The organism is Albimonas pacifica (assembly GCF_900113695.1).
In the GTDB taxonomy this organism is placed as follows: domain Bacteria; phylum Pseudomonadota; class Alphaproteobacteria; order Rhodobacterales; family Rhodobacteraceae; genus Albimonas; species Albimonas pacifica.
The window spans coordinates 179,950-202,332 of record NZ_FOQH01000003.1 but is presented as its reverse complement, the minus strand read 5'-3'; the positions used below and the strand labels follow the sequence as shown (position 1 = coordinate 202,332).

Below are 22,383 nucleotides of genomic sequence, written 5' to 3'. Positions count from 1 at the left end.
TCAGGGGGCGGGGCGGCGCTCGATCATCTCGAGGAAGCCTTCGGCGAAGCGCTCCAGCGGCTCGGGGCCGCGCTCGAGCTTGGCGCGCAGGACCGCGCCCTCCCAGCCGATCCAGAAATGCGAGGCGAGGCGGTCGGGGTCGGCGGTGGGGGCGATCTCGCCCGCCTGCCGCGCGGCCTCGAGCAGGCGGGCGGTGCGGGCCTCCCAGTCGGCGAGCACGGCGCGCAGGGCGTCGCGGAACGGCTCGGGGAGCACGCCGATCTCCTGCCCCAGGTTGCCCACCAGGCAGCCGCGGCGCCACTGGTGCCGCGCCATGCCTGCGCGGGCGTCGTCGACGAAGGCGCGCAGGCGGTCGAGGGGCGAGAGACGCTCGTCGAGGAACCAGCGGTCGAGCTTGCGGGCGAAATAGGCGGCGTAGGCCTCGATCAGGGCGAGGCCGAAATCCGCCTTCGACCCGAAGTAGTGGTAGAAGCTGCCCTTGGGCACGCCCACGGCCGACAGGATCTCGTCGAGGCCCACGGCGCCGAAGCCCCGCTCGGTCAGCAGCGCCACGCCCGCGCGCAGCAGCTTCTCGCGCGCCTCGGCCTGGCGGGCCTGGTCGCGGGGCGGGCGGCCGCGGCGGCGCGGAGGCTCGTCCGGCCCGGTCACGGGAACACCGCCTGGGCGGCGATCATCGCCAGCGGCACGGTGATCACGGCGACGACGGTCTGGGTGGCGACGAGGCTCGCCATCAGCGGCGCGTCGCCGCCGAGCTGGCGGGCGAGGACGTAGGACGAGGACGCCGTGGGCAGGGCGTTGAACAGCACCGCCAGCATGGCGGGGGCGCCGGTCAGCCCGAAGGCGAGGCAGCCCAGCGCGGTCAGCAGCGGCATCGCCCCGAACTTCGCGACCGAGGAGATCACCGCCAGCCGCGGCGAGCGGCCGAGCGACTCGCGGTCGAGGGCCGCGCCCACGCACAGCAGGCCCAGCGGCAGGGCCGCCTGGCCCAGCGCCTTGAAGAACCCCTCCACCCCCGGCGGCAGGCCCAGGTGGAAGGCGTGCAGCGCGATGCCCAGGACGCAGGCGAGGATCAGCGGATTGCGCGAGAGCAGCTTGAGCGTGTGCAGGACGCTGGCCTGGCCGGCGGCGGAGCCGTCCTCGGACGCCCCGCCGGGGACGTAGCGGGCGAAGACGGTGACGCAGAGCACGTTGGCGATCGGCACGATGGTGGCGATGGCGATGGCCGAGAGGGCGGCCGCCTGCGGCCCGAACAGCGCCAGCGCCGCGGTGACGCCGACGTAGTTGTTGAACCGCACGCCCCCCTGGAAGACCGAGGTGAAGGCCGCCGGCTCGATCCCCAGCGGGCGGCGCGCCAGCGCCAGCCCGGCGCCGGTGATCACCAGCGGCAGGCCGATGGCCGCGACCATCGCGCCGACCGGCACCTCGGAGAGATCGGCGGTGGCCAGCCCGTGCACGATCAGGGCGGGCAGCAGCACGAAATAGGCGAGCTTCTCGGCCGGCGGCCAGAACGCCTCGGGCAGCAGCGCGGTGCGCCAGCGCAGCACGTGGCCCAGCCCGATCAGCAGGGCGGTGGGGGCCAGCGCCACGATCATCATGCCGATCATGGGCGGGCTCCGGGCAGGGCCGAGCCGGCGGGAGGCGCGGCGGCGGAGGACCGCCGCCGCGCCGGATCGGCGGCCGTCGCCCGAAGGCGGGGGGCCGCGGAGGCGGTCACGAGGCCGGCGTCCCGGCGCCGTCCTTCGCGCCGAGCTGCTCGAAGGCCTCCATGGTGCGCATGGCGTAGCTGTAGGCGGCGCCGGCGTTCAGCGCGACGGCGGTGCCCATGGCGTCGGCGAGCTCGGCCTCGGTCACGCCGGCCTGGCGGGCGCGGTCGGCGTGGACCGCGATGCAGGTGTCGCAGCGGGTGGTCACGGCGACCGCCAGCGCGATCAGCTCGCGCGTGCGGGCGTCGAGCGCGCCGTTCCCGTTCTGCCCGGCCGAGAGGGCCTGGAAGCCCTCGACCATCCTGGGGTTGGCCTTGGCGAGCTTCGCGCCGGCGCGCCGGCCCTCGCGCAGGTAGGAGATCCAGTCGAGCAGCATGTCGTCCTCCTCAGCCGCGGCCCATGGCGTAGAACTCGGGGTTCGGCCGCATTCCGGTGACGTTGGCCATCCGGTTCGACAGCGCGAAGAAGGCGGCGATGCCGGCGATGTCCCAGACGTCGTCCTCGTCGAAGCCGTGGGCCTTGAGCGCGTCGATGTCGGCCTCGCTCACCGCCTCGGCGGTCTGGGAGACCTTGACGGCGAAGTCGAGCATCGCCTTCTGGCGGGGCGTGATGTCGGCCTTGCGGTAGTTGATCGCCACCTGGTCGGCGATCAGCGGGTTCTTGGCCCGGATCCGCAGGATCGCGCCATGGGCGATGACGCAGTACTGGCACTGGTTGAGGTTGGAGGTCGCGACCACGATCATCTCGCGCTCGGCCTTGGTGAGGTTCCCGGGCTTGTCCATCAGCGCGTCGTGATAGGCGAAGAAGGCGCGGAACTCGTCGGGCCGGTGGGCGAGGACAAGGAACACGTTGGGGATGAAGCCGGACTTCTCCTGCACGGCCTCGATCCGCTCGCGGATGTCGTCGGGCATCTCGGCGAGGGTCGGGACGGGGAAGCGGCTGACGGGCAGGTCGGCGGTCATGGGATCGGTCCTTGGGCGGGTCGCCGCGGGCGGGGCCCGGGCGGGGCGTGGAGGCCGCCCCGGCGCGCGGGCCGGGGCGGGAGGGCTCGGATCAGGAGATCGAGGGATCGATCGGCACCACCGCGCGGCCGCGGACCTGGCCGGCGAGGAGACGCTCGCAGGTCGGGATCGCCTCGGAGAGCGGGACCTCGTGGGTCATCGACTCGAGCAGCCCGGGGTCGAGGTCGGCGGCGAGACGGGTCCAGGCCTCGATCCGGTCGGGCTTGGGGCACATCACCGAGTCGACGCCGGCGAGCGTCACGTTGCGCAGGATGAAGGGCGCCACGGTCGCGGGAAGGCCCATCCCGGCGGCGAGCCCGCAGGCCGCGACCGCGCCGCGATAGCGGATCATCGAGAGCACGTTGGCGAGCACCTGGCCGCCGGCCACGTCCACCGCGCCGGCGAAGCGCTCCTTGCCCAGCGGGCGGCCCTTCTCGGAGAACTCGGCGCGGTCGAGGATCTCGGTCGCGCCCAGCGCCTTGATGTAGTCGCTCTCCTCCGGGCGGCCGGTGACGGCGTGGACCTCGTGGCCGAGCTTCGCCAGCAGGGCGACGGCGACCGAGCCGACGCCGCCGGCGGCGCCGGTGACCAGGATCGGGCCCTTGTCGGCGGTCACGCCCTGGCGCTCGAGCGCCATGACGCAGAGCATCGCGGTGTAGCCGGCGGTGCCGATGGCCATCGCCTGCCGCATGGAGAAGGCCGACGGCAGGGGGACCAGCCATTCGCCCTTCACCCGGGCCTTGCCGGCGAGGCCGCCCCAGTGGGTCTCGCCCACGCCCCAGCCGTTGAGGACCACGCGGTCGCCGGGCTTCCAGTCGGGGGAGTCGGAGGACTCGACCACGCCCGAGAAGTCGATGCCGGGGACCATGGGGAACTTGCGCACCACCGGGCTCTTGCCGGTGATCGCCAGCGCGTCCTTGTAGTTCAGGGTCGAGGCGGCGATGCGCACGGTGACGTCGCCCTCGGGGAGGGCGGCGTCGTCGAGCTGCGTGAGGCTCACGCTCTGGGCGTCGTCGGCCTTGTCGATCAGGATCGCGTCGAACATCGGGGTCTCCTTCCCTGCGGCGGGCCTCGGGACGGCCCGCGCGGCGTTGGCGACCCGATTAGACCGGGCGTCTCGCAAAAACAAGGGCGGGGTTCGGGGGCGGGCCGGCGGAGCGGCGCTGCCGCCCGCTGCGCGGACGGGACGCCCGCCCGCCGACCCCGTCGCCGGGGGGCGCAGGCGCAGGCGGCGGGGACCGCGCCGGGACCGGCCGGGCGGGACCGCATTCGGACATCGCGGAAAGGGCGGGCGAGCCGCCTTCTGAACCGCCGCTGCATGACGCGCGCGGAAACGTTGCGGCGCCTGCGAAGCGGGTGCTATGGCCGGAGGAGGCGGGCGAGTTCAACCTGGGTGGGAGCGGCCGGGCCTTGACCGATTTGAAGATTTCGCTGCTGGGCGAACTGCGGGTCGAGCGCGCGGGCGAGGCGGCGCCGCTTCCCGCCTCGCGCAAGGCGCGCGCGCTGCTGGCGCTGCTGGTGGCCACCGGGCGGCCGCACCGGCGCGAGCGGCTGTGCGAGCTGTTCTGGAACCTGCCCGACGATCCCCGCGCCGCCCTGCGCTGGTCGCTGAGCAAGCTGCGCCCGGTGGTCGACGCCCCCGACCGCCCGCGCATCGTCGCCGACCGCGAGCGGGTGCGCTTCGACGGCGAGGGCGTCTCGGTCGACCTGCTGGAGATCCACGCCCGGCTGCGCGCCCCCGACGGGGACCCCCCTCTCCCGGCGCTGGAGGAGATGGCCCGGCGCCTCGACGCGCTGCCCTTCGACGGTCTGGACGGCGCCGGGGTCGAGGGCTTCGACGCCTGGCTCGCCGCCGAGCGGGAGGACGCGCGCGCCGCGCGGGTGGAGCTGCTGCGGCGCATGGCGCTGCATCCGGATGCGGCGGGGCTCGCCTCGGAGAAATGGCGGCGCCTGTGGCGCGAGGCCGACCCGGTGGGGGTCGAGCGCCATGAGCGCGCGACCGCCGGCCGGGCCGTCGCCGTCGCGCAGGCGACGCGGGCAGAGGCCCTGGCCGCGCCGCCGGCCGCAGCCGCCCCGATGTCCGCAGCCGCCCCGACTGCCGCGGCGGCTCCGGGGCGCGATCCGGCGGCGGCGCGGCGGGCGGCGCGCGCGGCGCTGGCCGCGCGCCAGGCGGCGGATGCGGCGGCCGCGCCTCTGGTCGCGACGGGCCCGGGGCGGCGGCCGGGGGCGCGGGCGCGCTCGCGCGCGCTGCGGGCCCAGCGGATCGGATTCTGCGAGACCTCGGACCGGGTGAAGATCGCCTGGGCCACGGTCGGCGCGGGGCCGCCGATGCTGAAAGCGGCGAACTGGCTCAACCACCTCGAATACGACTGGGGGAGCCCGATCTGGGGGCGCACCTTCGCCGAGATCGCCCGCCTGCGCACCTTCATCCGCTATGACGAGCGGGGCTGCGGCCTGTCGGACTGGGACGTGGACGACCTGAGCTTCGAGGCCTTCGTGACCGACCTGGAGGCGGTGGCCGACCACCTCGGGCTGGAGCGGTTCCCCCTGCTGGGGATCAGCCAGGGGGCCGCCGTCTCGATCGAATACGCGGTCCGGCATCCCGAGCGGGTCTCGGCCCTGGTGCTGTTCGGCAGCTACGCCGCCGGCTGGCGGCTGGACGCGACGCCCGAGGAGCAGGCGCGGCGCGAGGCGGTGCGCCAGCTGACGGAGGTGGGCTGGGGCACGGACAATCCGGCCTACCGGCACATCTTCTCGCAGACCTTCATGCCCGACGCGACGCACGAGGAGCTGGCCTGGTTCGACGAGTTCCAGCGGCTGACCGCCTCGCCCTGCAACGCCGCGCGCTTCCAGGACGCCTTCGGCTGGATCGACGTGCGCGAGCGACTGGCGCTGGTCAAGGCGCCGACCATCGTGATGCATGCGCGAGACGACCTGCGGATCCCGCTGGAGATGGCGCGCGCCGTGGCCCGCGGCATCCCCGGCGCGCGCTTCGTGCCGGTGGAGAGCCGCAATCACATCCTCGTCGACCGCGAACCCGCCTGGCGGGGGGCGCTGGAGACGGTGGGGCTGTTCCTGGCCGAGCACGGGGTCTAGCCCTCCGCCCCGGCCCCGCGACGCGCCGCCCGGCCCTGCGCCGCCCAGCCCGCTCCGCGCCGCCGGCGGCGGCGGGCGCGGCCGCGAGGGGGACGGCCGGGCGGGGCGATGCGGACGCGAGGGCCGCCCGCGCCGGCCCGGCGCCGCCGGCGTCCCGCGCGCGTCCGCGCCCCGAGGCCCCCCCGGGGACCGGGCGCTTCGGGGCGGGTCGGCGAGCGGCGCTGCCGCCCGCTGCGCGGACGGGACGCCCGCCCGCCGACCCCGTCGCCGAGGCGATCGCGCAGGCCGGGGGGGGGGGGGGCGGCGGCGCGGCCGGCTCAGGGCCGGCCGGCGCGGGGGGCGTCGACGCGCACCGTCTCGACCCGGCCCGAGCGGCGGCGGCGGGTCTCCTCGCGGTCGTGGCTGTGGGCCGTGAGGATGTGCAGGGTGCGGCCGTCCTCGCCCCCCAGCATGCAGGCGAAGGCCTCGGTCTCGACCGGGATCACGTCGAGCACGGCGCCCCCCTCGGCCACCCGCACGCAGGCGCCGCGGCGGGGCGAGGCGACCCAGACCGCCCCCTCGGCGTCGAGGCAGATGCCGTCCGGGCGCAGACCCGGCGGCGCCGCCCAGGCGCGGAAGTTCGCGAGCGTCCCGCCCGGGCCGAGGTCATAGGCCGAGAGGCGCCCGCCCTGGGTCTCGCCCACGATCAGGGTCCCGCCGTCGGGGGTGATGGCCATGCCGTTGGGGAACTTCAGCGGCTCCCCCACCCGCGCGGCGGCGCCGTCGGGGGCGACGCGGATCAGCGGGGTGGCGGCGGGCTCCGCCTCGCCCCGCAGCATGGCGTCGAGGTCGAAGCCGAAGTTGCCCACGAAGGCGGTCCCGTCCTCGGCCACCACCAGGTCGTTGCAGTGGAAGTCGGCGAGCTCCCGCAGATCGGCATGCACCGAGACCGCCCCGTCCCGCACCCGCAGCAGCCGGCGCGAGGTCATCGCCACCACCAGCAGGTCGCCGTCGGGCAGCCAGCCGAGGCCGCTGGGCCGGTCCTCCAGCTCCAGCATCACCTCCTTCGCGCCGTCGGGCGAGATGGCGAGCACCTTGTGGTCGTGCATGTCCGACAGCCAGAGCCGCCCTTCATGCCAGCGCGGCCCCTCCCCGAAGCAGAGGTCGTCGGCCAGGATCTGCGTCCTGCGGGTCATCGGGTCCTCCTCCCTTGTCTGCCGGCAAGTCTGGAGGGCGCGGGGCCGCGGAGCAAGCCCGCCCGCCTCCGGAGCAGAGGGGCGGAGGGGCGGAGGGCCAGGGGAGGCGAAGGCGCCGAGGAGCGCCGGGCCCGGCCGGGTCAGCCGCGCCGGGTGCTCTCGCGCTCGATCAGCTCGAAGCCGAGGTCGACGTTGGGCTCGGCCGGGCGGCGGCCGGCGATGCGCTCGACCAGCATCTCGATGCCGAGGCGGCCCATGCGGTAGCGCCGGGTCTGGACCGAGGTGATCGAGGGCACCGCGGCGGCCATCATCTCGAGGTCGTTGAAGCCCACGATGCCGAAGTCCCGCGGCACCGCGATGCCGCGGGCCTGGCATTCGAACAGCGCGCCCAGCGCCAGGTCGTCGTTGGCGCAGAACAGCGCGTCGAGCCCGGGCTCGGCGTCCATCAGGCGCGAGGCCAGCGCCCGGCCCATGGTGGCCGAGGACGGCTCGGGCGAGATCGCCTCGCGCAAGGGCAGGCCCGCCTCGGAGAGGGCGGCGCGCCAGCCCTCCTGCCGGCGCATCAGGCGCGGGTCCATGCGCGCGCCCAGCACGCCGATCCGGCGGTAGCCGCGCCCCAGCAGGTGGCGGATCGCCGCCTGCGCGGCGTCGAAATGGGAGAAGCCGATGATCATGTCGATCGGGTCGTCGCCCTTCTCCATGATCTGCACGATGGGGAAGCCCGCGCTTTCCAGCAGGGCGCGGGTGGCGGGGGTCTGGTCGATGCCGGTCAGCAGCATCGCCGCCGGGCGCTGGGAGGCGAAGAGCGGGGCGAGGCGCGCCTCCTCCTCCGGGTCGTAGCGGGTGTTGCCGATCTGGATCTGGAAGCCGGTGCCCGCCACCCCGTCGTAGATGCCCTGCAGCACGTCCGCGTAGACGTTGTTGGTCAGGCTGGGCAGGATCACCCCGATCACGTCCGAGCGGCCGGAGGCCAGGATCCGCGCCTGCGGGTCGGGGATGTAGTTGAGCTCCGCCACCGCCTGCGCGATCCGCTCGCGCGTGGCGGGCGAGACCTGGTCGGGCCGGCGCAGCGCGCGCGAGACGGTGATCGCCCCCACCCCCGCCAGCGCCGCCACGTCGGCCAGCGTCGGACGCCCCGAGCGCCGTTGGCTCATGCGCCCCACCTGCGCGCCCGCGCGTCCATCGCCCGTCCTCCCCTGCGTCGTCCCGGTCCGGCCGGCGTCCCCGTCCCGCGCTCCCTGCACGGTTTCGACCATCCTGACCATCGCCCTACGTTTGTCGACGGATGCGGTGGTCGCGGCGGAGCGGCCGGGTCATTGACATCATGACAGCGCTATCATAGCGTCATGACAGCGCTGTCACAAGGATGTTGACGCGTGATTCCCGCGGTCAGGAAGGGCGCGGGAAACGCCGGTCCACCGGCCCGGCGCCGAGGATCCCAAGGGAGGACATCGACATGATGTGGATGAAAGCCGCGATCGCGGCGAGCTCGTTCGCGCTGATCGCCGGCTCTGCGGCGGCTCAGGAATACTCGTTCCGGTTCCAGTCGAGCGACCCCGCCGGCAACCCGAACTTCATCATGCAGCAGGAGTGGACCAAGATCGTCGCCGAGAAGACGAACGGCGCCATCTCCATCGAGCTGCTGCCCGTCGAGACGCTGGTCGCCCACAACGAGACGCAGGACGCCATCGCGGCCGGCATCCTCGACGGCCACATCACCGACGTGAGCTACTTCGCTGGCAAGGATCCGGCCTTCGGCCTGATCGCCAACCCCGTCGGCGCCTATTCCGACCCCCAGGAGATGTTCGACTTCATCTACGAGGGCGGCGGGCTGGAGCTGATGCGCGAGCTCGAGGCGCCCTACGGCCTGCAGTTCATCGGCCCGACCTCGCCCGGGCTGGAGGCCTTCGTCTCCAAGGTCCCGCTCGAGGGCGTCGCCGACCTGCAGGGCCTGAAGCTGCGCGCCCCCGAGGGCCTGGTGCAGAACGTCTTCGCCGCCGCCGGCGCAGCCCCGGTGAACCTGCCGGGCTCCGAGGTCTTCACCTCGCTCGACAAGGGCGTGATCGAGGCCGCGGACTACAACGTCTTCTCGACCAACCAGGCGCAGGGCCTGAACGACGTGGCCCCGCACCCGGTCTACCCCGGCTTCCATTCCCTGCCGCTGATCGAGATCTCGATGAGCAAGGCCAAGTGGGACGAGCTCTCGCCCGAGCTGCAGACCGCGCTCGAGGAGTCGGTGAAGGAGTTCGCCGCGCTGCAGACCTCGACCGTCAAGGAGAAGGACGCCGAGGCGGTCGCCGCGGCCAAGGCCGGCGGCGAGATCACCGTCCACGACTGGCCCGCCGAGGAGCGCGCCAAGTTCCGCGAGATCGCGATGGGCGAGTGGGAGAAGGTCGCCGCCCGTTCCGAGAACGCCCAGAAGGTCTACGACACGCTCGTGGCCTATCTGAAGGACAAGGGCCTCATGAACTGAGGCCGGATCGCGGGGGCTTCGGCCCCCGCCTTCCGTTTCGCCCCCCCGTTTCCTCGCGCGGGCCCCGTCCGCGCCGGTCCCCTGCGGCCCTTCCCCCTCCCGCGGCCGCGACGCGGAGCCTGAACCGATGACCGAGACCCATCCGCCCGAGTCCTCCCCCGAGCTGCCGGTGGACCACGAAGGCGGGTCGATCCCCGAGGCCGGACGGCTCGGGCGCTGGATCGACCGCGGCGGGCTGCTGTTCGCCGCCGGCATCGTCTTCTCGATGCTGGTGCTGATCCAGGAAGTGTTCCTGCGATACGTGTTCAACTCGCCCACCATCTGGGCGCACGAGACGACGGTGTTCCTGTGCGGGGCGGCCTTCATCTACGGCGGGCTCTACTGCGCCGCCCATGACCGCCACATCCGCGTGGTGCTGATCTACGACGCCCTGCCCGAGCGCGTGCGCCGGGGGCTGAACGTGGTCATCTCCGTGATCTGCGCGCTGGCCTCGGCGATGTTCTGCTGGGCGGCCTGGGTGATGGTCTCCCGCGCGGCCTTCTCGCCGGACGGCTCGGTGCGGCTCGAGCGTTCGGGCTCGGCCTGGGACCCGGTCTATCCGGCCCTGATCAAGATCTTCCTGATGCTGGTGATGGGCGTGATGGCCCTCCAGTTCCTGATCCTGGCGTGGGGCTACCTGCGCGGGACCCGCGCGGTCGGCACGAAGGGGCGCATGTGATGAACATCTTCTCGAAGGGGCGCGCGTGATGGACTTCTTCGGCTCTTTCCAGGCGCTGGGCGTCGAGGGCGGCACGATCGCGATGTTCGCGATGATGATGCTGCTGCTGCTGGCCGGGATCCCGCTGGCCTTCGTGACGCTGCTGGTGGCGCTGGTCTTCGCGCTGGGCTGGTTCGGCCCGATGGCGGTGCCGCTGATCACCAGCCGCGTCTACAGCTTCGTCAGTTCCTTCGTCTTCGTCTCGGTGCCGATGTTCGTGCTGATGGCGGCGATCCTCGACCGCTCCGGCATCGCGCGCGATCTCTTCGACGCGATGAAGCTGGTCGGCGGGCGCCTGCGCGGCGGCGTGGCGATCCAGACCCTGGTGGTCGCCGTGATCCTGGCCGCCATGTCCGGCATCATCGGCGGCGAGATCGTGCTGCTGGGCCTGCTGGCCCTGCCCCAGATGCTGCGGCTGGGCTACGACAAGCATCTCGCCATCGGCGTCGTGTGCGCCGGCGGCGCGCTGGGCACCATGGTGCCGCCCTCGATCGTGCTCATTCTCTACGGCCTGACCGCCAACGTCTCGATCGGCGACCTGTTCACCTCGTCCTTCCTGCCGGGGCTGATGCTGGCCGGGTTCTACGTGATCTACGTGCTGGTGCGCGCCTACCTGAACCCCGCCGTCGCCCCGATCATGGAGGAGCAGTCGGTCCCCCGCGCCGAGAAGCTGCGCCTGCTCAAGGGCCTGATCCTGCCGATCCTGGTGGTGGCCTGCGTCCTGGGCTCGATCTACGGCGGCGTCGCCTCGGTGACCGAGGCCTCGGCCGTGGGGGTGATGGGCGTGCTGCTGTCGACCGTGATCCGCGGCGAGTTCACCCTGGGCCTGCTGCAGGGCGCCGCGATGCAGACGCTGCGCACCGTCGGCATGATCGTGTGGATCGGCATCGGCGCCTCGGCGCTGGTGGGCGTGTTCAACCTGATGGGCGGCATCAAGTTCGTGACCGAGCTGATCACCGGCATCTCCGACGACCGGCTCTACATCCTGCTCTTCATGATGCTGATCCTGTTCGTGCTGGGCATGTTCCTGGACTGGACGGGCATCGCGCTGCTGACCATGCCGATCTTCGTGCCGATCATCACCGGCCTGGGCTACGACCCGGTGTGGTTCGGCGTGCTGTTCTGCATGAACATGCAGGTGAGCTTCCTGAGCCCGCCCTTCGGACCGGCCGCCTTCTACCTCAAATCCGTGGCGCCGCCCGAGATCAGCCTGGGCATGATCTTCAAGGCCCTGCTGCCCTTCATCGCGATGCAGATCCTGGCCGTGGCCGTGCTGATCGCTTTCCCCGGCATCACCGGGCGCTGAGGAACCGATGCTCTCCACTCTCAAGATCGCCAAGGTCGAGACCCTTCGCCTGAAGGAGTTCGCGAACCTGGCTTGGGTCAAAGTCACCGCCGACGACGGCACGGTGGGCCTGGGCGAGAGCTTCTTCGGCGCCTCCGCCGTGGAAGCCTATGTCCACGACTGGTGCGCGCCCCTCCTCCTGGGGCGCGACCCGCTGGCCATCCCCGCCCGGATGACCGAGCTGCGGGACTACATCGGCTGGCGCGGCGCGGGGGTCGAGACCCGCGCCCTGTCGGCCATCGACATCGCCCTGTGGGACCTGAAGTGCAAAGTCCACGGCGTCCCCCTGGTCGAGATCCTGGGCGGCCGCGCCCGCCAGTCGATCCGCACCTACAACACCTGCGCCGGCTACCGCTACGTGCGGTCCGCCGAGGGCCAGAAGGTCGCCAACTGGAACACCGAGGCCGCAGAGGGCCCCTACGAGGACCTCGACGCCTTCCTCAACCGCGCCGACGAGCTGGCTCTTTCGCTGAAGGAGCAGGGCATCGACGCGATGAAGATCTGGCCCTTCGACCCGGCCGCCGAGCGCTCCAACGGCTGGGACATCACCCCCGCCGAGATGAAGACCGCGCTGGAGCCATTTGAAAAAATCCGCTCCGCCGTCGGCGACGACATGGACATCATGGTCGAGTTCCACTCCCTGTGGTCCCCGCCCATGGCCCGCCGCCTGTCCCGCGCCCTGAAACCCTATGACACCTACTGGCACGAGGACCCCTTCCGGCTGGAGAACCTGGCCGACCTGAAGGAATACGGCCGCCACACCGACGCGCTGATCTGCGCCTCCGAGACGCTGCCCTCGATCCACGCCTTCCGCGAGTATCTCGAGACCGGCGTCGCCGGCGTCGCGATGCTGGACCTCGGCTGGTGCGGCGGCATCTCCTCCGCCCGCAAGGTCGCCGGCATGGCCGAGGCCTACGGCGTGCCGATCGCGCCGCATGACTGCACCGGCCCGGTGGTCTACGCCTCGTCCTGCCACCTGTCGCTGCACGCGCCCAACACCCTGATCCAGGAGTCGGTGCGCGCCTTCTACACCGGCTGGCACCTGGAGATCGCCGAGGCGGTCCCCACCCCCGTGAACGGCCAGATCGACGTCACCGACGCCCCCGGCCATGGCATCGTGCTGCGCGAGGGCCTGGAGTCCCGCGACGACGCCATCCTGCGCGTCTCGAAGTGAGGAACGGAACCATGACCGACGGTCCGAAAAAACTCCGCTCCCGCGCCTGGTTCGACAATCCCGACGACCCGGGCATGACCGCGCTCTATCTCGAGCGCTACCTGAACTACGGCCTGACCCGGGACGAGCTGCAGTCCGGCAAGCCGATCATCGGCATCGCCCAGTCGGGCTCGGACCTCAGCCCCTGCAACCGGCCGCTGATGGACCACGCCAAGCGCGTGCGCGAAGGCATCCGCGAAGCCGGCGGAATCTGCTTCGAGTTCCCGGTCCACCCGATCCAGGAGACCGGCAAGCGCCCCACGGCCTCGCTCGACCGCAACCTCGCCTACCTCGGCCTTGTGGAAGTCCTCTACGGCTACCCGCTCGACGGCGTGGTGCTGACCATCGGCTGCGACAAGACCACGCCCGCGATGCTGATGGCCGCCGCCACCGTCGACATCCCGGCCATCGCGCTCTCGGGCGGGCCGATGCTGAACGGCTGGCACAAGGGCAAGCGGGCGGGCTCCGGCTCGATCATCTGGCTGGCGCGCGAGATGCTGGCCCGCGGCGAGATCGACTACGAGGGCTTCATGGAGATGGCCGCCGCCTCGGCCCCCTCTCCGGGCTGGTGCAACACCATGGGCACCGCGACCACGATGAACAGCCTCGCCGAGGCGCTGGGCATGTCCCTGCCCGGCTGCGCCGCGATCCCCGCGCCGCACCGCGAGCGCGCCCAGATCTCCTACGAAACTGGAAAACGCATCGTCGAAATGGTGCGCGAGGACCTGAAGCCCTCCGACATCCTGACCCGCGAGGCGTTCGAGAACGCCATCGCGGTGTCGTCGGCCATCGGCGGCTCCACCAACGCGCCCATCCACATCGCCGCCATCGCGCGCCACGCGGGCGTCGAGCTGGACCTGCAGGAGTGGGAGCGCATCGGCAAGGACATCCCCCTGCTGGTGAACCTCCAGCCCGCCGGCGAGTACCTCGCCGAGGACTTCCACCGCGCCGGCGGCGTCCCCGCCGTGATCGGCGCGATGATGGAAAAGGGCCTGATCCGCGAGGGCGCCCTGACCGTCTCCGGCAAGACCATGGGCGAGAACTGCCGCGGCAAGGGTTCCGAGGATGCGGACGTGATCCGCGGCTTCGACAACCCGCTCCAGAAGGCCGCCGGCTTCCGGGTGATGCGCGGCAACCTCTTCGACAACGCGATCATGAAGACCTCGACGATCTCGCCGGACTTCCGCGCCCGCTACCTGTCGAACCCCGACGACCCCGAGGCCTTCGTCGGCCGCGCCATCGTCTTCGACGGCCCCGAGGACTACCACCACCGCATCGACGATCCGTCCCTCGGGATCGACGCCAACTGCATCCTGTTCATGCGCGGCGCCGGCCCCATCGGCTACCCCGGCGCGGCCGAGGTCGTGAACATGCGCGCCCCCGACTACCTGCTGAAACAGGGCATCCGGGAGCTGCCGTGCATCGGCGACGGCCGCCAGTCGGGCACCTCCGGCTCGCCCTCGATCCTCAATGCCTCGCCCGAGGCGGCGGCGAACGGCCCGCTGGCGCTGCTGAAGACCGGGGACAAGGTCCGCGTGGACCTCAAGACCGGCTCTGTGGACGCGCTGGTCTCCGAGCCCGACTGGGCGATGCGCAAGGCGCAGCTGGAGGCCGCGGGCGGCTACGCCTACCCCGACCACCAGACGCCCTGGCAGGAGATCCAGCGCGGCTGCGTCGACCAGCTCGGGAACGGCATGGTCCTGAAGCCGGCGGTCAAATACCAGCGCATCGCCTCCAAGGGCCTGCCGCGCGACAACCACTGAGGCCGCGCGTCCCGCGCGCCTCCCCAGACGGGCGGTCCCGCCTCGACTCCGGGATCGCCCCCGCCTGGCCCCCGTCCCACACCGGGGGCCAGGCCGCCTTTTCAACCGACCCGAGCGCGAAGCGACCCCGATGCCTGACGCCCCCGCGACCCTCATCGCCCTCGACTGGGGCACCTCCTCGCTCCGCGCCTACCTGCTGGACGCCGCCGGCCGCGTGCTGGGGCGCCGCGAGAGCGCCCACGGCATCCGCGCCCTCCCCGAAGGCGGTTTTCCTGCCGCCTTCGCCGAGGCCGTCGGCGGCTGGCCCGAGGCGCTGCCCGTCCTGATGTCCGGCATGATCGGCTCCCGCTCCGGCTGGCGCGAGGCGCCCTACGCCGAGGCCGGCCCCGCGGGCGTCGGCCTGCCGGAGCTCGCCGCCGAACTCACCGACATCGCCGACCTGACCGGCCGCCCCGCCTGGATCGTCCCCGGCGTCTCCGCCCGCACCGAAGCCGGCCCCGACGTGATGCGCGGCGAGGAAACCCAGGTCGTCGGCACCGGCCTGACCGCGGGCACGGTCGCCCTGCCCGGCACCCATTCCAAGTGGGTCGAGGTCAGGGAGGGCCGCATCGCCGGCTTCCGCACCTCGATGACCGGCGAGCTCTATGCGGCGCTCTCGCGCCACACGATCCTGGCCGACACGCTCTCGCCCCCGGCCGACGCCGCCGAGGACGCCGCGGGCTTCGCCGAGGGCCTCGCCGCCGCCCGCGGCTTGCAGACCCCCGGCGACCTGCTGGGCGCCTTCTTCTCGATCCGCGCCCGCGCGCTCTTCGCGGAGCTGGCGCCCGGCCGCACCGGGTCGTTCCTCTCGGGGCTGCTGATCGGGGCCGAGATCGCGGCCAACGCGCCGGAGGGCGCCCCCGAGAGCGCGCCGATCCGCCTGATCGCCAACGCGGCGCTGGCCGCCCGCTATGCCACCGCCCTGACGGCCTTCGGCCTCGCCTCCCAGACCCTGCCCCCCGACATCGCCGCCGCCGGCCTCCACGCCGTCGCCCGCGCGGCCCGCCTGACCGGAGAGACCGCATGACCACGCTCGACGCCGCCCTCGACCGCCTGCCGCTGCTCGCCATCCTGCGCGGCATCACCCCGCCCGAGGCCCTGCCCGTCGGCAAGGCCCTGGTGGACGCCGGCTTCTCGATCCTCGAGGCCCCGCTGAACTCGCCCGAGCCCTACGACACCATCCGCCAGCTCGCCGACGCCCATGGCGAGACCTGCCTGATCGGCGCCGGCACCGTGCTGACGCCCGAGCAGGTGCAGCGCACGGCGGATGCGGGCGGGCGGATCGTCGTCTCCCCCAACTTCAACGCCGAGGTGGTGCGGGCCACCAAGCGCCTCGGCATGGTCTCCTGCCCCGGCGTGTTCACGCCGTCCGAGGCCTTCGCCGCGCTCGACGCCGGCGCCGACTGCCTGAAGATCTTCCCCGGCGACGCGATCACGCCGAAGTTCATCAAGGCGATCCGCGCCGTCCTGCCCGCCTCGGCCCGCATCGTGGTGACGGGGGGCGTCGGCGCCGCCAACCTGGCCGAGTTCATGGCGGCCGGTGCCGACGGGGCGGGCATCGGCTCGGCCCTCTACAAGCCCGGGCGCCCGGCCGCAGAGGTCGGCGTCGTCGCCGCCCAGCTCGTCGCCGCCGTCCACGCCGCGCGCGAGGCCGCCTGATGGGACTCGACCTGCTCTGCCTCGGCGAGCCGCTCGTCGAGTTCAACGAGACCGAGCCCGGCCGCTGGCTGGAGGGGTTCGGCGGCGACGTCTCCAACGTCGCCATCGCCGCCGCCCGGCTGGGCGCCCGCTCCGGCGTCGCCACCCGGCTGGGCGCCGACAGTTTTGGGGATGCCCTGACCGCCCTGTGGGCCCGCGAGGGCGTCGACGCCTCCGCCGTCGCCCGGGACGACAAGGCGCCCACCGGCCTCTACTTCGTGCGCCACGGCCCCGACGGGCACGAATTCGAATACCGCCGCGCCGGCTCCGCCGCCGCCCGGATGACGCCCGCGGACCTGCCGCTGGAGGCGATCCGCTCCGCCCGCTGCCTGCACCTGTCGGGCATCACCCAGGCGATCTCCGAGACCGCGGCCGAGGCCGGGTTCGCCGCCATCGAGGCCGCCCGCGCCGCCGGCGTCCCGGTCTCCTACGATCCCAACCTGCGCCTGCGCCTGTGGCCGCTGGAGCGGGCCCGCGAGGTGATCCACGCCGCCATGGCGAAGGTGGACATCGCCCTGCCCGGCTTCGACGACGCGAAGCAGCTGACCGGCAAGGACAGCGCGGAGGCGGTCTGCGACTTCTACCTCGACCTCGGGGCCAGGGTCGTCGCGCTGACCTTGGGGGCCGAGGGGGTGATGGTGGCGACCCCGGACGCGCGCGCCACGATCCCCGCCCGCAAGGCGCAGGCGGTCGACGCCACCGGCGCCGGCGACTGCTTCGACGGCGCCTTCCTCACGCGCTGGCTGGAGACGGGGGACGCGCAGGCCTCGGCCCGCTTCGCCTCCGCCGCCGCCTCGCTCTCGGTCGAGGGCTGGGGCGCCGTCGCCCCGCTGCCCCGCCGCGCCGCGGTTGAGGCGCTGCTCGGGGACTGAGCCCGCGGCGCCGCGTCCGCCGCCGCAACGAGCGCCTTTCCTCGCCGCCCGGTTCCGGTTCATATGTCCGGACCAACCGTGACGAGGAGAGGCGGACGATGAGCTACCAGGGCCGACGCGAGGATCCGCGGCTGACCACCGGCCGGGGGCGCTACACCGACGACGTCTCGCTCCCCGGCCAGCTGCGGGCCGTGTTCCTGCGCTCGGACCACGCGCACGGCCGGATCGTCTCCCTCGACCTCGACGCGGTGCGCGAGGCCGAGGGCGTCCGCCTGGCGCTGACCCAGGCCGAGGTCGCCGCCGCCGGCTGGCGGCGCACCGCCCCGCCGATGCCCTTCCCGGGCCACGACGGCCCGCTGCTCGCCCCCGAATCCGCCGTCTTCGCCTACGACCGCGTGCGCTACGTCGGCGAGCCGCTGGCCGTGGTGATCGCCGAGACCGAGGCGCAGGCCCGCGATGCGCTGGAGCTCGCCGAGTTCGAGATCGAGCCGCTGGAGGCGGTCGTCGACCCCGTCGCCGCGCTGGCCGAGGGCGCCCCCCAGCTCCACGACAAGATCCCCGGCAACCGGGCCTTCGAATATCGCTTCGGCGATCCGGAGGCGGTGGCCGAGGGTTTCGCCGCCGCCGCCCACCGGGTGCGCATCGCCCTGACCTCGGAGCGGCTCGTGCCCAACCCGATGGAGCCCAAGGCCGCCGTCGCCAGCTGGGACGGCGACGTGCTGGAGCTTCACGCCCCCAGCCAGGGCATGCAGGGCCTGCGCGACGCGCTGGTCTATGCGACCGGCCTCGCGCCCGAGGCGGTGCGCGTCTTTGCCGAGGACGTCGGCGGCGCCTTCGGCGTGCGCGCCGACGCCTATCCCGAGTATCTCGCCATCGCGCTGGCCTCGCGCGAGCTGGGGCGGCCGGTGAAGTGGCTGTCCACGCGCTCGGAGACCATGGTCTCCGATTACCAGGGCCGCGGCATCGTGATGGAGGCGGAGCTGGCGCTGGACGCCGAGGGGCGGTTTCTGGCGCTCAGCCACGACTGGATCGCGGATCTGGGGCATCACCCGGGGACGTCGGGGCCGCTGACCTCGGTGATGAACGCGGGCGTGATGGCGACGGGGGCCTACCGGATCCCGGCCATCGACGGGCGCGTGCGGCTGTGCGTGACCAACAAGACCCAGCTCGCCGCCTATCGGGGCGCCGCGCGCCCCGAGATGGCCTATGTGGTCGAGCGGCTGGTGGACGAGGCGGCGCGGCAGACGGGCCTCGACCGCCTCGCCCTGCGCCGGCTGAACGCGATCGGACCCGACGCCTATCCCTACCCGCTGCCCTTCGCGCCGATGCCCAGCGCCTACGACAGCGGCGACCTGCCCCGGCTGCTGGAGGACGGGCTGAAGATGTCCGACTGGCAGGGCTTCGCCGACCGCCGCGCCGCGGCCGAGGCGAAGGGCCGGCTGCGCGGCATCGGCTGCGCGCTCTTCGTCGAGCCCTCGGGCGGGGTGCTGCCCTCCGACGAGGCCGCGATCACCTTCGAGGCCGACGGCACGATCCTGCTCCACGAGCTCGCCGTCGCCTCCGGCCAGGGGCACGAGACGGTGTTCCCGGAGCTGGTCGGCTCGCGGCTCGAGATCGATCCGGCGCGGATCAGCCTCTCGCTCCAGCGCAACGGCGGGCCGGCGCGCAAGGGCGCGGGCGCCTTCGGCTCGCGCACGCTGATGTCGCAGGGCTCGGTGCTGGTGGAATGCGCCCGGCAGATCGTCGCCAAGGCGCGGGATCTCGCGGCGCAGGAGCTGGCGGTCGAGCCCTCGGACCTCGACTACGCCGAGGGCGAGTTCCGCTCCCGCGCCTCCAACCGCACGCTGGGGCTGCTGGAGATCGCGGCCGCCCATCCCGGGGTGCTGGACACCACGGTCGAGCTGCCGAGCCCGCGCAACTTCCCCTCCGGCCTGCATGTGGCGGAGGTGGAGGTGGACCCCGAGACGGGGGTCACGACGATCGAGCGCTATGCCGCGCTGGACGACTGCGGGGTGGTGGTGAACGGCACGCTGGTCGCAGGCCAGGTCTGGGGCGGGCTGATGCAGGGGCTGGGCCAGGTCTTCGGCGAGCGCTGCGTCTACGACGCCGAGGGGCAGTTCCTGACGGCGACCTTCATGGATTATTTCATGCCGCGCGCGGATCTGCTGCCGGCGGCGACCGCGCTCGACAACCTCGAGATCCCCTCGCCGACCAACGAGCTGGGGGCGAAGGGCGTGGGCGAGGCCGGAACCATCGGCGCCCTGCCCGCGGCGATGAACGCGATCCTCGACGCGCTGGCCTCGCGCGGGGTGGAGGCCTTCGACATGCCCGCCACCCCCCACCGGGTCTGGCAGGCGCTGCAGGACGCCGCCGCCTGAGGCCAGCGCCGGGCGGGCGGCGCGGAGAGCGGTCGGCCCTGGCGGGATCACCCGGGCCAGGCGCCTCGCGCCCTGCCCCGGCCCGGCGCCCGCCCCGGCGAAGCCCCGCCCGCCCACCCCGCTCCGCCGGGGCGGGCGCCGGACCTGCCGTTTCGCGATCCCCCCGCCGTCCGGGGCGGACCGTCGGGGCCTTGGGCGCATCGCCGGCGTGCCCCCGCGCGGGCGGTCGCGCCGTCCTGCCGCGACGGGGTCGGCGGGCGGGCGTCCCGGCCGCGCAGCGGACGGCAGAGCCGTCCCGCCGACCCCTGTTCCTCCCTCCGCCCGCGTCCAACAACCGGACCCAACCCGGCCGGCAGGTCGAGAGAAACCGGCCGTCGCCGGACCCGACAAGGAGGACCCCCATGGATCTCGCAACGCTCTTCTCGCTCGAGGGCCGCACCGCCCTCGTCACCGGCGGCTCGCGGGGGCTCGGGCGGATCATCGCCGCGACCTTCGTCGCCGCCGGCGCCAGGGTCTACGTGACCTCCCGCAAGGCCCCCGCCTGCCTGGAGACCGCGGAAGCGCTCGGCCCCAACTGCGTGGCCCTGCCCGGCGACGTCTCCACGATCGAGGGGATCGAGCGCCTGGTCGCCGAGCTCTCCGAACGCGAGCCCGCCCTCGACATCCTCGTGAACAACGCCGGCGTCGCCTGGGGCGAGCCGTTCGAGTCCTATTCCGAGAAGGGCTGGGACAAGTCGATGGACGTGAACCTCAAGGCGCCCTTCTTCCTGATGCAGAAGCTGCACGGGATGCTGAAGGCGAACGCGAGCGCGGAGCGCCCCGCGAAGGTGATCAACGTCGCCTCCATCGACGGCCAGCGCCTGAACCCATGGGACACCTACGCCTACCACGCCTCGAAGGCGGGGCTGATCTATCTCACGCGCCGAGTGGCGGCGAAGCTGGTCGAGGACCACGTCAACGTCACCGCCATTGCGCCGGGCGCCTTCGCCTCTGACATGAACACCGCCGCGCGCGACCATGCCGACGTCGTCTCCCGCCGGATCCCCGCGAAGCGCATCGGCAACGAGGAGGACATCGGCGCCGCCGCGCTCTACCTCGCCGCCCGTTCGGGCGACTACATCGTGGGCAACACGCTGACCGTGGACGGGGGCATCGTGAACGCGCAGGTCGGGCCCTCGATCGACGAGTAGCGCCCGGCGCCCGCCCCGGGCGCCCCCGCAAGGCGGCGGGCGGCCGAGGGGGCTCGACGCCCCCGAGGACGCCCCCCCGACGCCGGCAGGACCAAGCCGGCCCGCGGAGACCGCGGGCCGGCCCGCGCCTCACACCGTCTCGGGCGCGCCGAGGACGGCCGTCACCTGGCTCGACAGGAAGCCGCCGTTGGCGTGGGAGAGCGCCAGCTTCGCGCCCTCCACCTGCCGCTCGCCGGCCGCGCCCGTGATCTGCTCCACCGCCTCGACGACGGTGAAGAGGCCGTACATGCCGGGATGCACGCAGCTCAGGCCGCCGCCGTTGGTGTTCACCGGCAACTCGCCCCCGGGCGCGATCCGCCCGCCGGAGACGAAGGCCCCGCCCTCGCCCTTCTTGCAGAACCCCAGATCCTCGAGGAACAGCAAGGTGTTGATCGAGAAGGCGTCGTAGAGCTCCACCACGTCGAAGTCCGAGGGTTTCACCCCCGCCTGAGCCATCGCCCGCGGGCCGGATTCGGCCGCGGCCGAGACCGTCAGGTCGGCCATCGAGCTCACCTGCATGTGCGTGGTGGCCGCCGCGATCCCCAGCACATGCGCCGGAACCTCGGTCAGGTCCTTCGCCCGGTCGGCGCGCGTCATCACGATCGCCGCCGCCCCGTCGGTCACCAGGCAGCAGTCGCGCACGCCCAGCGGGTCCGCCACCCGGCGCGCGGACAGCACGTCGTCTACCGTCAGGTCGCCGCGCATGAACGCGTCCGGGTTCAGCTTCGCCCAGCCGCGGGCGGCCACGGCGACCTCGGCGAGCTGCTCAGGGGTCGTGCCGTACTGGTGCATGTGCCGGGCCGCGGCGAAGGCGTAGGCCGCCACCGGCAGCACCGGCTTGTAGGGCCCGTCCCACGGGTCCGGCCGCGCCGTGGAGACCAGCTTGCCGGTCGAGCTGCGCTGGTTCGAGCCGTAGGCGATCAGCGCCACGTCGATCAGCCCCGCGTCCAGCGCCAGCGCCGCCTCGTGCATGTGGGTCAGGAACGAGGACCCGCCGACCCGGTTGTTGCCGGTGATCCTGGGATGGATCCCGAGGTATTGGGCGAAGCTCAGCCCGGCCAGCATGTCGGTGGGCTGGGCGATCCACAGCCCGTCGACGTCGGCCGGCGTCAGCCCGACCTTCTTCAGCGCCTTCACGGCGGCGGCGGCGGCGAGGTCGGTCTCGTGGAAGCCGGGGGTCTCGCCCATGCCGTGCGTGACGGCGGAGACGATGGCGGTGCGGCCGCGGGGAAATCCGGTCATGTCGTTCTCCCTCACGCCGGGTCGAAGACGACCAGCGGGCCGTCCTCGCCAGCTGCGATGCGCGCGCGCACCTTCATGCCGATGCTCACCTCCTCGGGGGCCGGCCCCTCGACCCGCGACATCATGCGGGCGCCTTCGGCGAGGTCGATCAGGGCGACGTTGTAGGGGGCGGCCGGCGGGCGCGGGCGCATGACGGTGGTCGAGTAGACCACGCCCTCGCCCGACGCCTCGACCCACTCGAGGTCGGTGTCGCCGGTGCGCGGCTCGGCCACCCGCGGCGGCCAGAAGCAGCGGCCGGAGCCCCTGGCGCGCAGGATCATGAAGCGACCCTCCGCCAGGTGCGCCTGGAAGTCGGCCTCGGGCCGGATCTCCTGAGACATGGGTTCCTCCTTGGATTCT

20 protein-coding genes are annotated in these 22,383 nt (G+C 73.2%); 11 read left to right on the top strand and 9 right to left on the bottom strand.

Translation table 11 applies throughout. The features are described 5' to 3' along the window. The 5 genes from acuR to acuI form a co-directional block, all read right to left on the bottom strand. Entirely contained in the window at window positions 1–648 is a 648-nt protein-coding gene (gene acuR, locus BM064_RS06700; protein WP_218160968.1) for an acrylate utilization transcriptional regulator AcuR, read from the bottom strand. After that, window positions 645–1,604 carry an AEC family transporter gene (locus tag BM064_RS06695; RefSeq protein WP_092858985.1) on the bottom strand — a complete coding sequence of 320 codons (960 nt, stop codon included), beginning with the start codon at window positions 1,602–1,604 and terminating at the stop codon, window positions 645–647. The genes acuR and BM064_RS06695 overlap by 4 nt, the downstream gene beginning before the upstream one ends. A gap of 106 nt (window positions 1,605–1,710) precedes the next feature. Continuing rightward, window positions 1,711–2,079 (bottom strand): carboxymuconolactone decarboxylase family protein, encoded by a 369-nt coding sequence (locus BM064_RS06690; RefSeq protein WP_092858984.1) that lies wholly within the window; start codon window positions 2,077–2,079, stop codon window positions 1,711–1,713. 10 nt (window positions 2,080–2,089) lie between these two features. Beyond that, complete coding sequence (locus tag BM064_RS06685; RefSeq protein WP_092858983.1) at window positions 2,090–2,665, bottom strand: peroxidase-related enzyme; 576 nt, start codon at window positions 2,663–2,665, stop codon at window positions 2,090–2,092. A gap of 91 nt (window positions 2,666–2,756) precedes the next feature. Continuing rightward, the gene (gene acuI / locus BM064_RS06680; protein ID WP_092858982.1) at window positions 2,757–3,749 is read right to left on the bottom strand and encodes an acrylyl-CoA reductase (NADPH); all 993 of its coding nucleotides are present in this window, start codon (window positions 3,747–3,749) and stop codon (window positions 2,757–2,759) included. Between the two features lie 365 nt (window positions 3,750–4,114). On the opposite strand from acuI, the gene BM064_RS06675 reads away from it, so the two are divergent. Beyond that, complete coding sequence (locus BM064_RS06675; RefSeq protein WP_245779076.1) at window positions 4,115–5,800, top strand: bifunctional AfsR/SARP family transcriptional regulator/alpha/beta hydrolase; 1,686 nt, start codon at window positions 4,115–4,117, stop codon at window positions 5,798–5,800. A gap of 317 nt (window positions 5,801–6,117) precedes the next feature. Here the strand turns inward: BM064_RS06675 and BM064_RS06670 are convergent, their stop codons facing one another. Further along, complete coding sequence (locus tag BM064_RS06670) at window positions 6,118–6,975, bottom strand: SMP-30/gluconolactonase/LRE family protein (RefSeq protein ID WP_092858981.1); 858 nt, start codon at window positions 6,973–6,975, stop codon at window positions 6,118–6,120. A 140-nt stretch (window positions 6,976–7,115) separates the two neighbouring features. Then, entirely contained in the window at window positions 7,116–8,129 is a 1,014-nt protein-coding gene (gntR, locus tag BM064_RS06665) for an HTH-type transcriptional regulator GntR (protein WP_092858980.1), read from the bottom strand. Between the two features lie 302 nt (window positions 8,130–8,431). On the opposite strand from gntR, the gene BM064_RS06660 reads away from it, so the two are divergent. From BM064_RS06660 to BM064_RS06615, 10 genes are all read left to right on the top strand, one after another. Further along, window positions 8,432–9,448 (top strand): TRAP transporter substrate-binding protein, encoded by a 1,017-nt coding sequence (locus BM064_RS06660; RefSeq protein WP_092858979.1) that lies wholly within the window; start codon window positions 8,432–8,434, stop codon window positions 9,446–9,448. Between the two features lie 127 nt (window positions 9,449–9,575). Further along, the gene (locus tag BM064_RS06655; protein ID WP_092858978.1) at window positions 9,576–10,166 is read left to right on the top strand and encodes a TRAP transporter small permease subunit; all 591 of its coding nucleotides are present in this window, start codon (window positions 9,576–9,578) and stop codon (window positions 10,164–10,166) included. Window positions 10,167–10,194: 28 nt separating this feature from the next. Beyond that, window positions 10,195–11,511, top strand: a complete 1,317-nt coding sequence (locus BM064_RS06650) for a TRAP transporter large permease (RefSeq protein ID WP_092858977.1) — start codon at window positions 10,195–10,197, stop codon at window positions 11,509–11,511. Between the two features lie 7 nt (window positions 11,512–11,518). Then, window positions 11,519–12,724 (top strand): mandelate racemase/muconate lactonizing enzyme family protein, encoded by a 1,206-nt coding sequence (locus BM064_RS06645; RefSeq protein WP_092858976.1) that lies wholly within the window; start codon window positions 11,519–11,521, stop codon window positions 12,722–12,724. Between the two features lie 11 nt (window positions 12,725–12,735). Next, window positions 12,736–14,526 (top strand): IlvD/Edd family dehydratase, encoded by a 1,791-nt coding sequence (locus tag BM064_RS06640; RefSeq protein ID WP_092858975.1) that lies wholly within the window; start codon window positions 12,736–12,738, stop codon window positions 14,524–14,526. Between the two features lie 130 nt (window positions 14,527–14,656). Continuing rightward, entirely contained in the window at window positions 14,657–15,592 is a 936-nt protein-coding gene (locus tag BM064_RS06635; RefSeq protein ID WP_092858974.1) for a 2-dehydro-3-deoxygalactonokinase, read from the top strand. Beyond that, window positions 15,589–16,224 carry a 2-dehydro-3-deoxy-6-phosphogalactonate aldolase gene (locus tag BM064_RS06630; RefSeq protein WP_092858973.1) on the top strand — a complete coding sequence of 212 codons (636 nt, stop codon included), beginning with the start codon at window positions 15,589–15,591 and terminating at the stop codon, window positions 16,222–16,224. Before BM064_RS06635 ends, BM064_RS06630 begins: the two co-directional genes overlap by 4 nt. Continuing rightward, window positions 16,224–17,135 (top strand): sugar kinase, encoded by a 912-nt coding sequence (locus BM064_RS06625; RefSeq protein WP_177236167.1) that lies wholly within the window; start codon window positions 16,224–16,226, stop codon window positions 17,133–17,135. The genes BM064_RS06630 and BM064_RS06625 overlap by 1 nt, the downstream gene beginning before the upstream one ends. A 98-nt stretch (window positions 17,136–17,233) precedes the next feature. Further along, entirely contained in the window at window positions 17,234–19,513 is a 2,280-nt protein-coding gene (locus BM064_RS06620) for a xanthine dehydrogenase family protein molybdopterin-binding subunit (protein WP_092858971.1), read from the top strand. Between the two features lie 401 nt (window positions 19,514–19,914). Further along, window positions 19,915–20,703, top strand: coding sequence for an SDR family oxidoreductase (locus tag BM064_RS06615; protein WP_092858970.1), 789 nt, complete (start codon window positions 19,915–19,917; stop codon window positions 20,701–20,703). Window positions 20,704–20,832: 129 nt separating this feature from the next. Here BM064_RS06615 and BM064_RS06610 read toward each other — a convergent pair whose 3' ends face one another. Then, on the bottom strand, window positions 20,833–21,984 hold the full coding sequence (locus tag BM064_RS06610; protein ID WP_092858969.1) for an acetyl-CoA acetyltransferase: 1,152 nt from the start codon (window positions 21,982–21,984) through the stop codon (window positions 20,833–20,835). A gap of 11 nt (window positions 21,985–21,995) precedes the next feature. Then, window positions 21,996–22,364 (bottom strand): Zn-ribbon domain-containing OB-fold protein, encoded by a 369-nt coding sequence (locus BM064_RS06605; RefSeq protein WP_092858968.1) that lies wholly within the window; start codon window positions 22,362–22,364, stop codon window positions 21,996–21,998. Window positions 22,365–22,383 lie beyond the last annotated feature (19 nt).

What these genes read in the sequence shown, in the direction of transcription:
- BM064_RS06640 (WP_092858975.1), top strand. Translation starts at nt 12,736, where the DNA reads ATGACCGACGGTCCGAAAAAACTCCGCTCCCGCGCCTGGTTCGACAAT.
- BM064_RS06670 (WP_092858981.1), bottom strand. Translation starts at nt 6,975, where the DNA reads ATGACCCGCAGGACGCAGATCCTGGCCGACGACCTCTGCTTCGGGGAG.
- BM064_RS06660 (WP_092858979.1), top strand. Translation starts at nt 8,432, where the DNA reads ATGATGTGGATGAAAGCCGCGATCGCGGCGAGCTCGTTCGCGCTGATC.
- acuI (WP_092858982.1), bottom strand. Translation starts at nt 3,749, where the DNA reads ATGTTCGACGCGATCCTGATCGACAAGGCCGACGACGCCCAGAGCGTG.
- BM064_RS06690 (WP_092858984.1), bottom strand. Translation starts at nt 2,079, where the DNA reads ATGCTGCTCGACTGGATCTCCTACCTGCGCGAGGGCCGGCGCGCCGGC.
- BM064_RS06620 (WP_092858971.1), top strand. Translation starts at nt 17,234, where the DNA reads ATGAGCTACCAGGGCCGACGCGAGGATCCGCGGCTGACCACCGGCCGG.
- BM064_RS06635 (WP_092858974.1), top strand. Translation starts at nt 14,657, where the DNA reads ATGCCTGACGCCCCCGCGACCCTCATCGCCCTCGACTGGGGCACCTCC.
- BM064_RS06625 (WP_177236167.1), top strand. Translation starts at nt 16,224, where the DNA reads ATGGGACTCGACCTGCTCTGCCTCGGCGAGCCGCTCGTCGAGTTCAAC.
- BM064_RS06685 (WP_092858983.1), bottom strand. Translation starts at nt 2,665, where the DNA reads ATGACCGCCGACCTGCCCGTCAGCCGCTTCCCCGTCCCGACCCTCGCC.
- BM064_RS06695 (WP_092858985.1), bottom strand. Translation starts at nt 1,604, where the DNA reads ATGATCGGCATGATGATCGTGGCGCTGGCCCCCACCGCCCTGCTGATC.
- gntR (WP_092858980.1), bottom strand. Translation starts at nt 8,129, where the DNA reads ATGAGCCAACGGCGCTCGGGGCGTCCGACGCTGGCCGACGTGGCGGCG.
- BM064_RS06605 (WP_092858968.1), bottom strand. Translation starts at nt 22,364, where the DNA reads ATGTCTCAGGAGATCCGGCCCGAGGCCGACTTCCAGGCGCACCTGGCG.
- BM064_RS06645 (WP_092858976.1), top strand. Translation starts at nt 11,519, where the DNA reads ATGCTCTCCACTCTCAAGATCGCCAAGGTCGAGACCCTTCGCCTGAAG.
- BM064_RS06610 (WP_092858969.1), bottom strand. Translation starts at nt 21,984, where the DNA reads ATGACCGGATTTCCCCGCGGCCGCACCGCCATCGTCTCCGCCGTCACG.
- BM064_RS06630 (WP_092858973.1), top strand. Translation starts at nt 15,589, where the DNA reads ATGACCACGCTCGACGCCGCCCTCGACCGCCTGCCGCTGCTCGCCATC.
- BM064_RS06615 (WP_092858970.1), top strand. Translation starts at nt 19,915, where the DNA reads ATGGATCTCGCAACGCTCTTCTCGCTCGAGGGCCGCACCGCCCTCGTC.
- BM064_RS06650 (WP_092858977.1), top strand. Translation starts at nt 10,195, where the DNA reads ATGGACTTCTTCGGCTCTTTCCAGGCGCTGGGCGTCGAGGGCGGCACG.
- BM064_RS06655 (WP_092858978.1), top strand. Translation starts at nt 9,576, where the DNA reads ATGACCGAGACCCATCCGCCCGAGTCCTCCCCCGAGCTGCCGGTGGAC.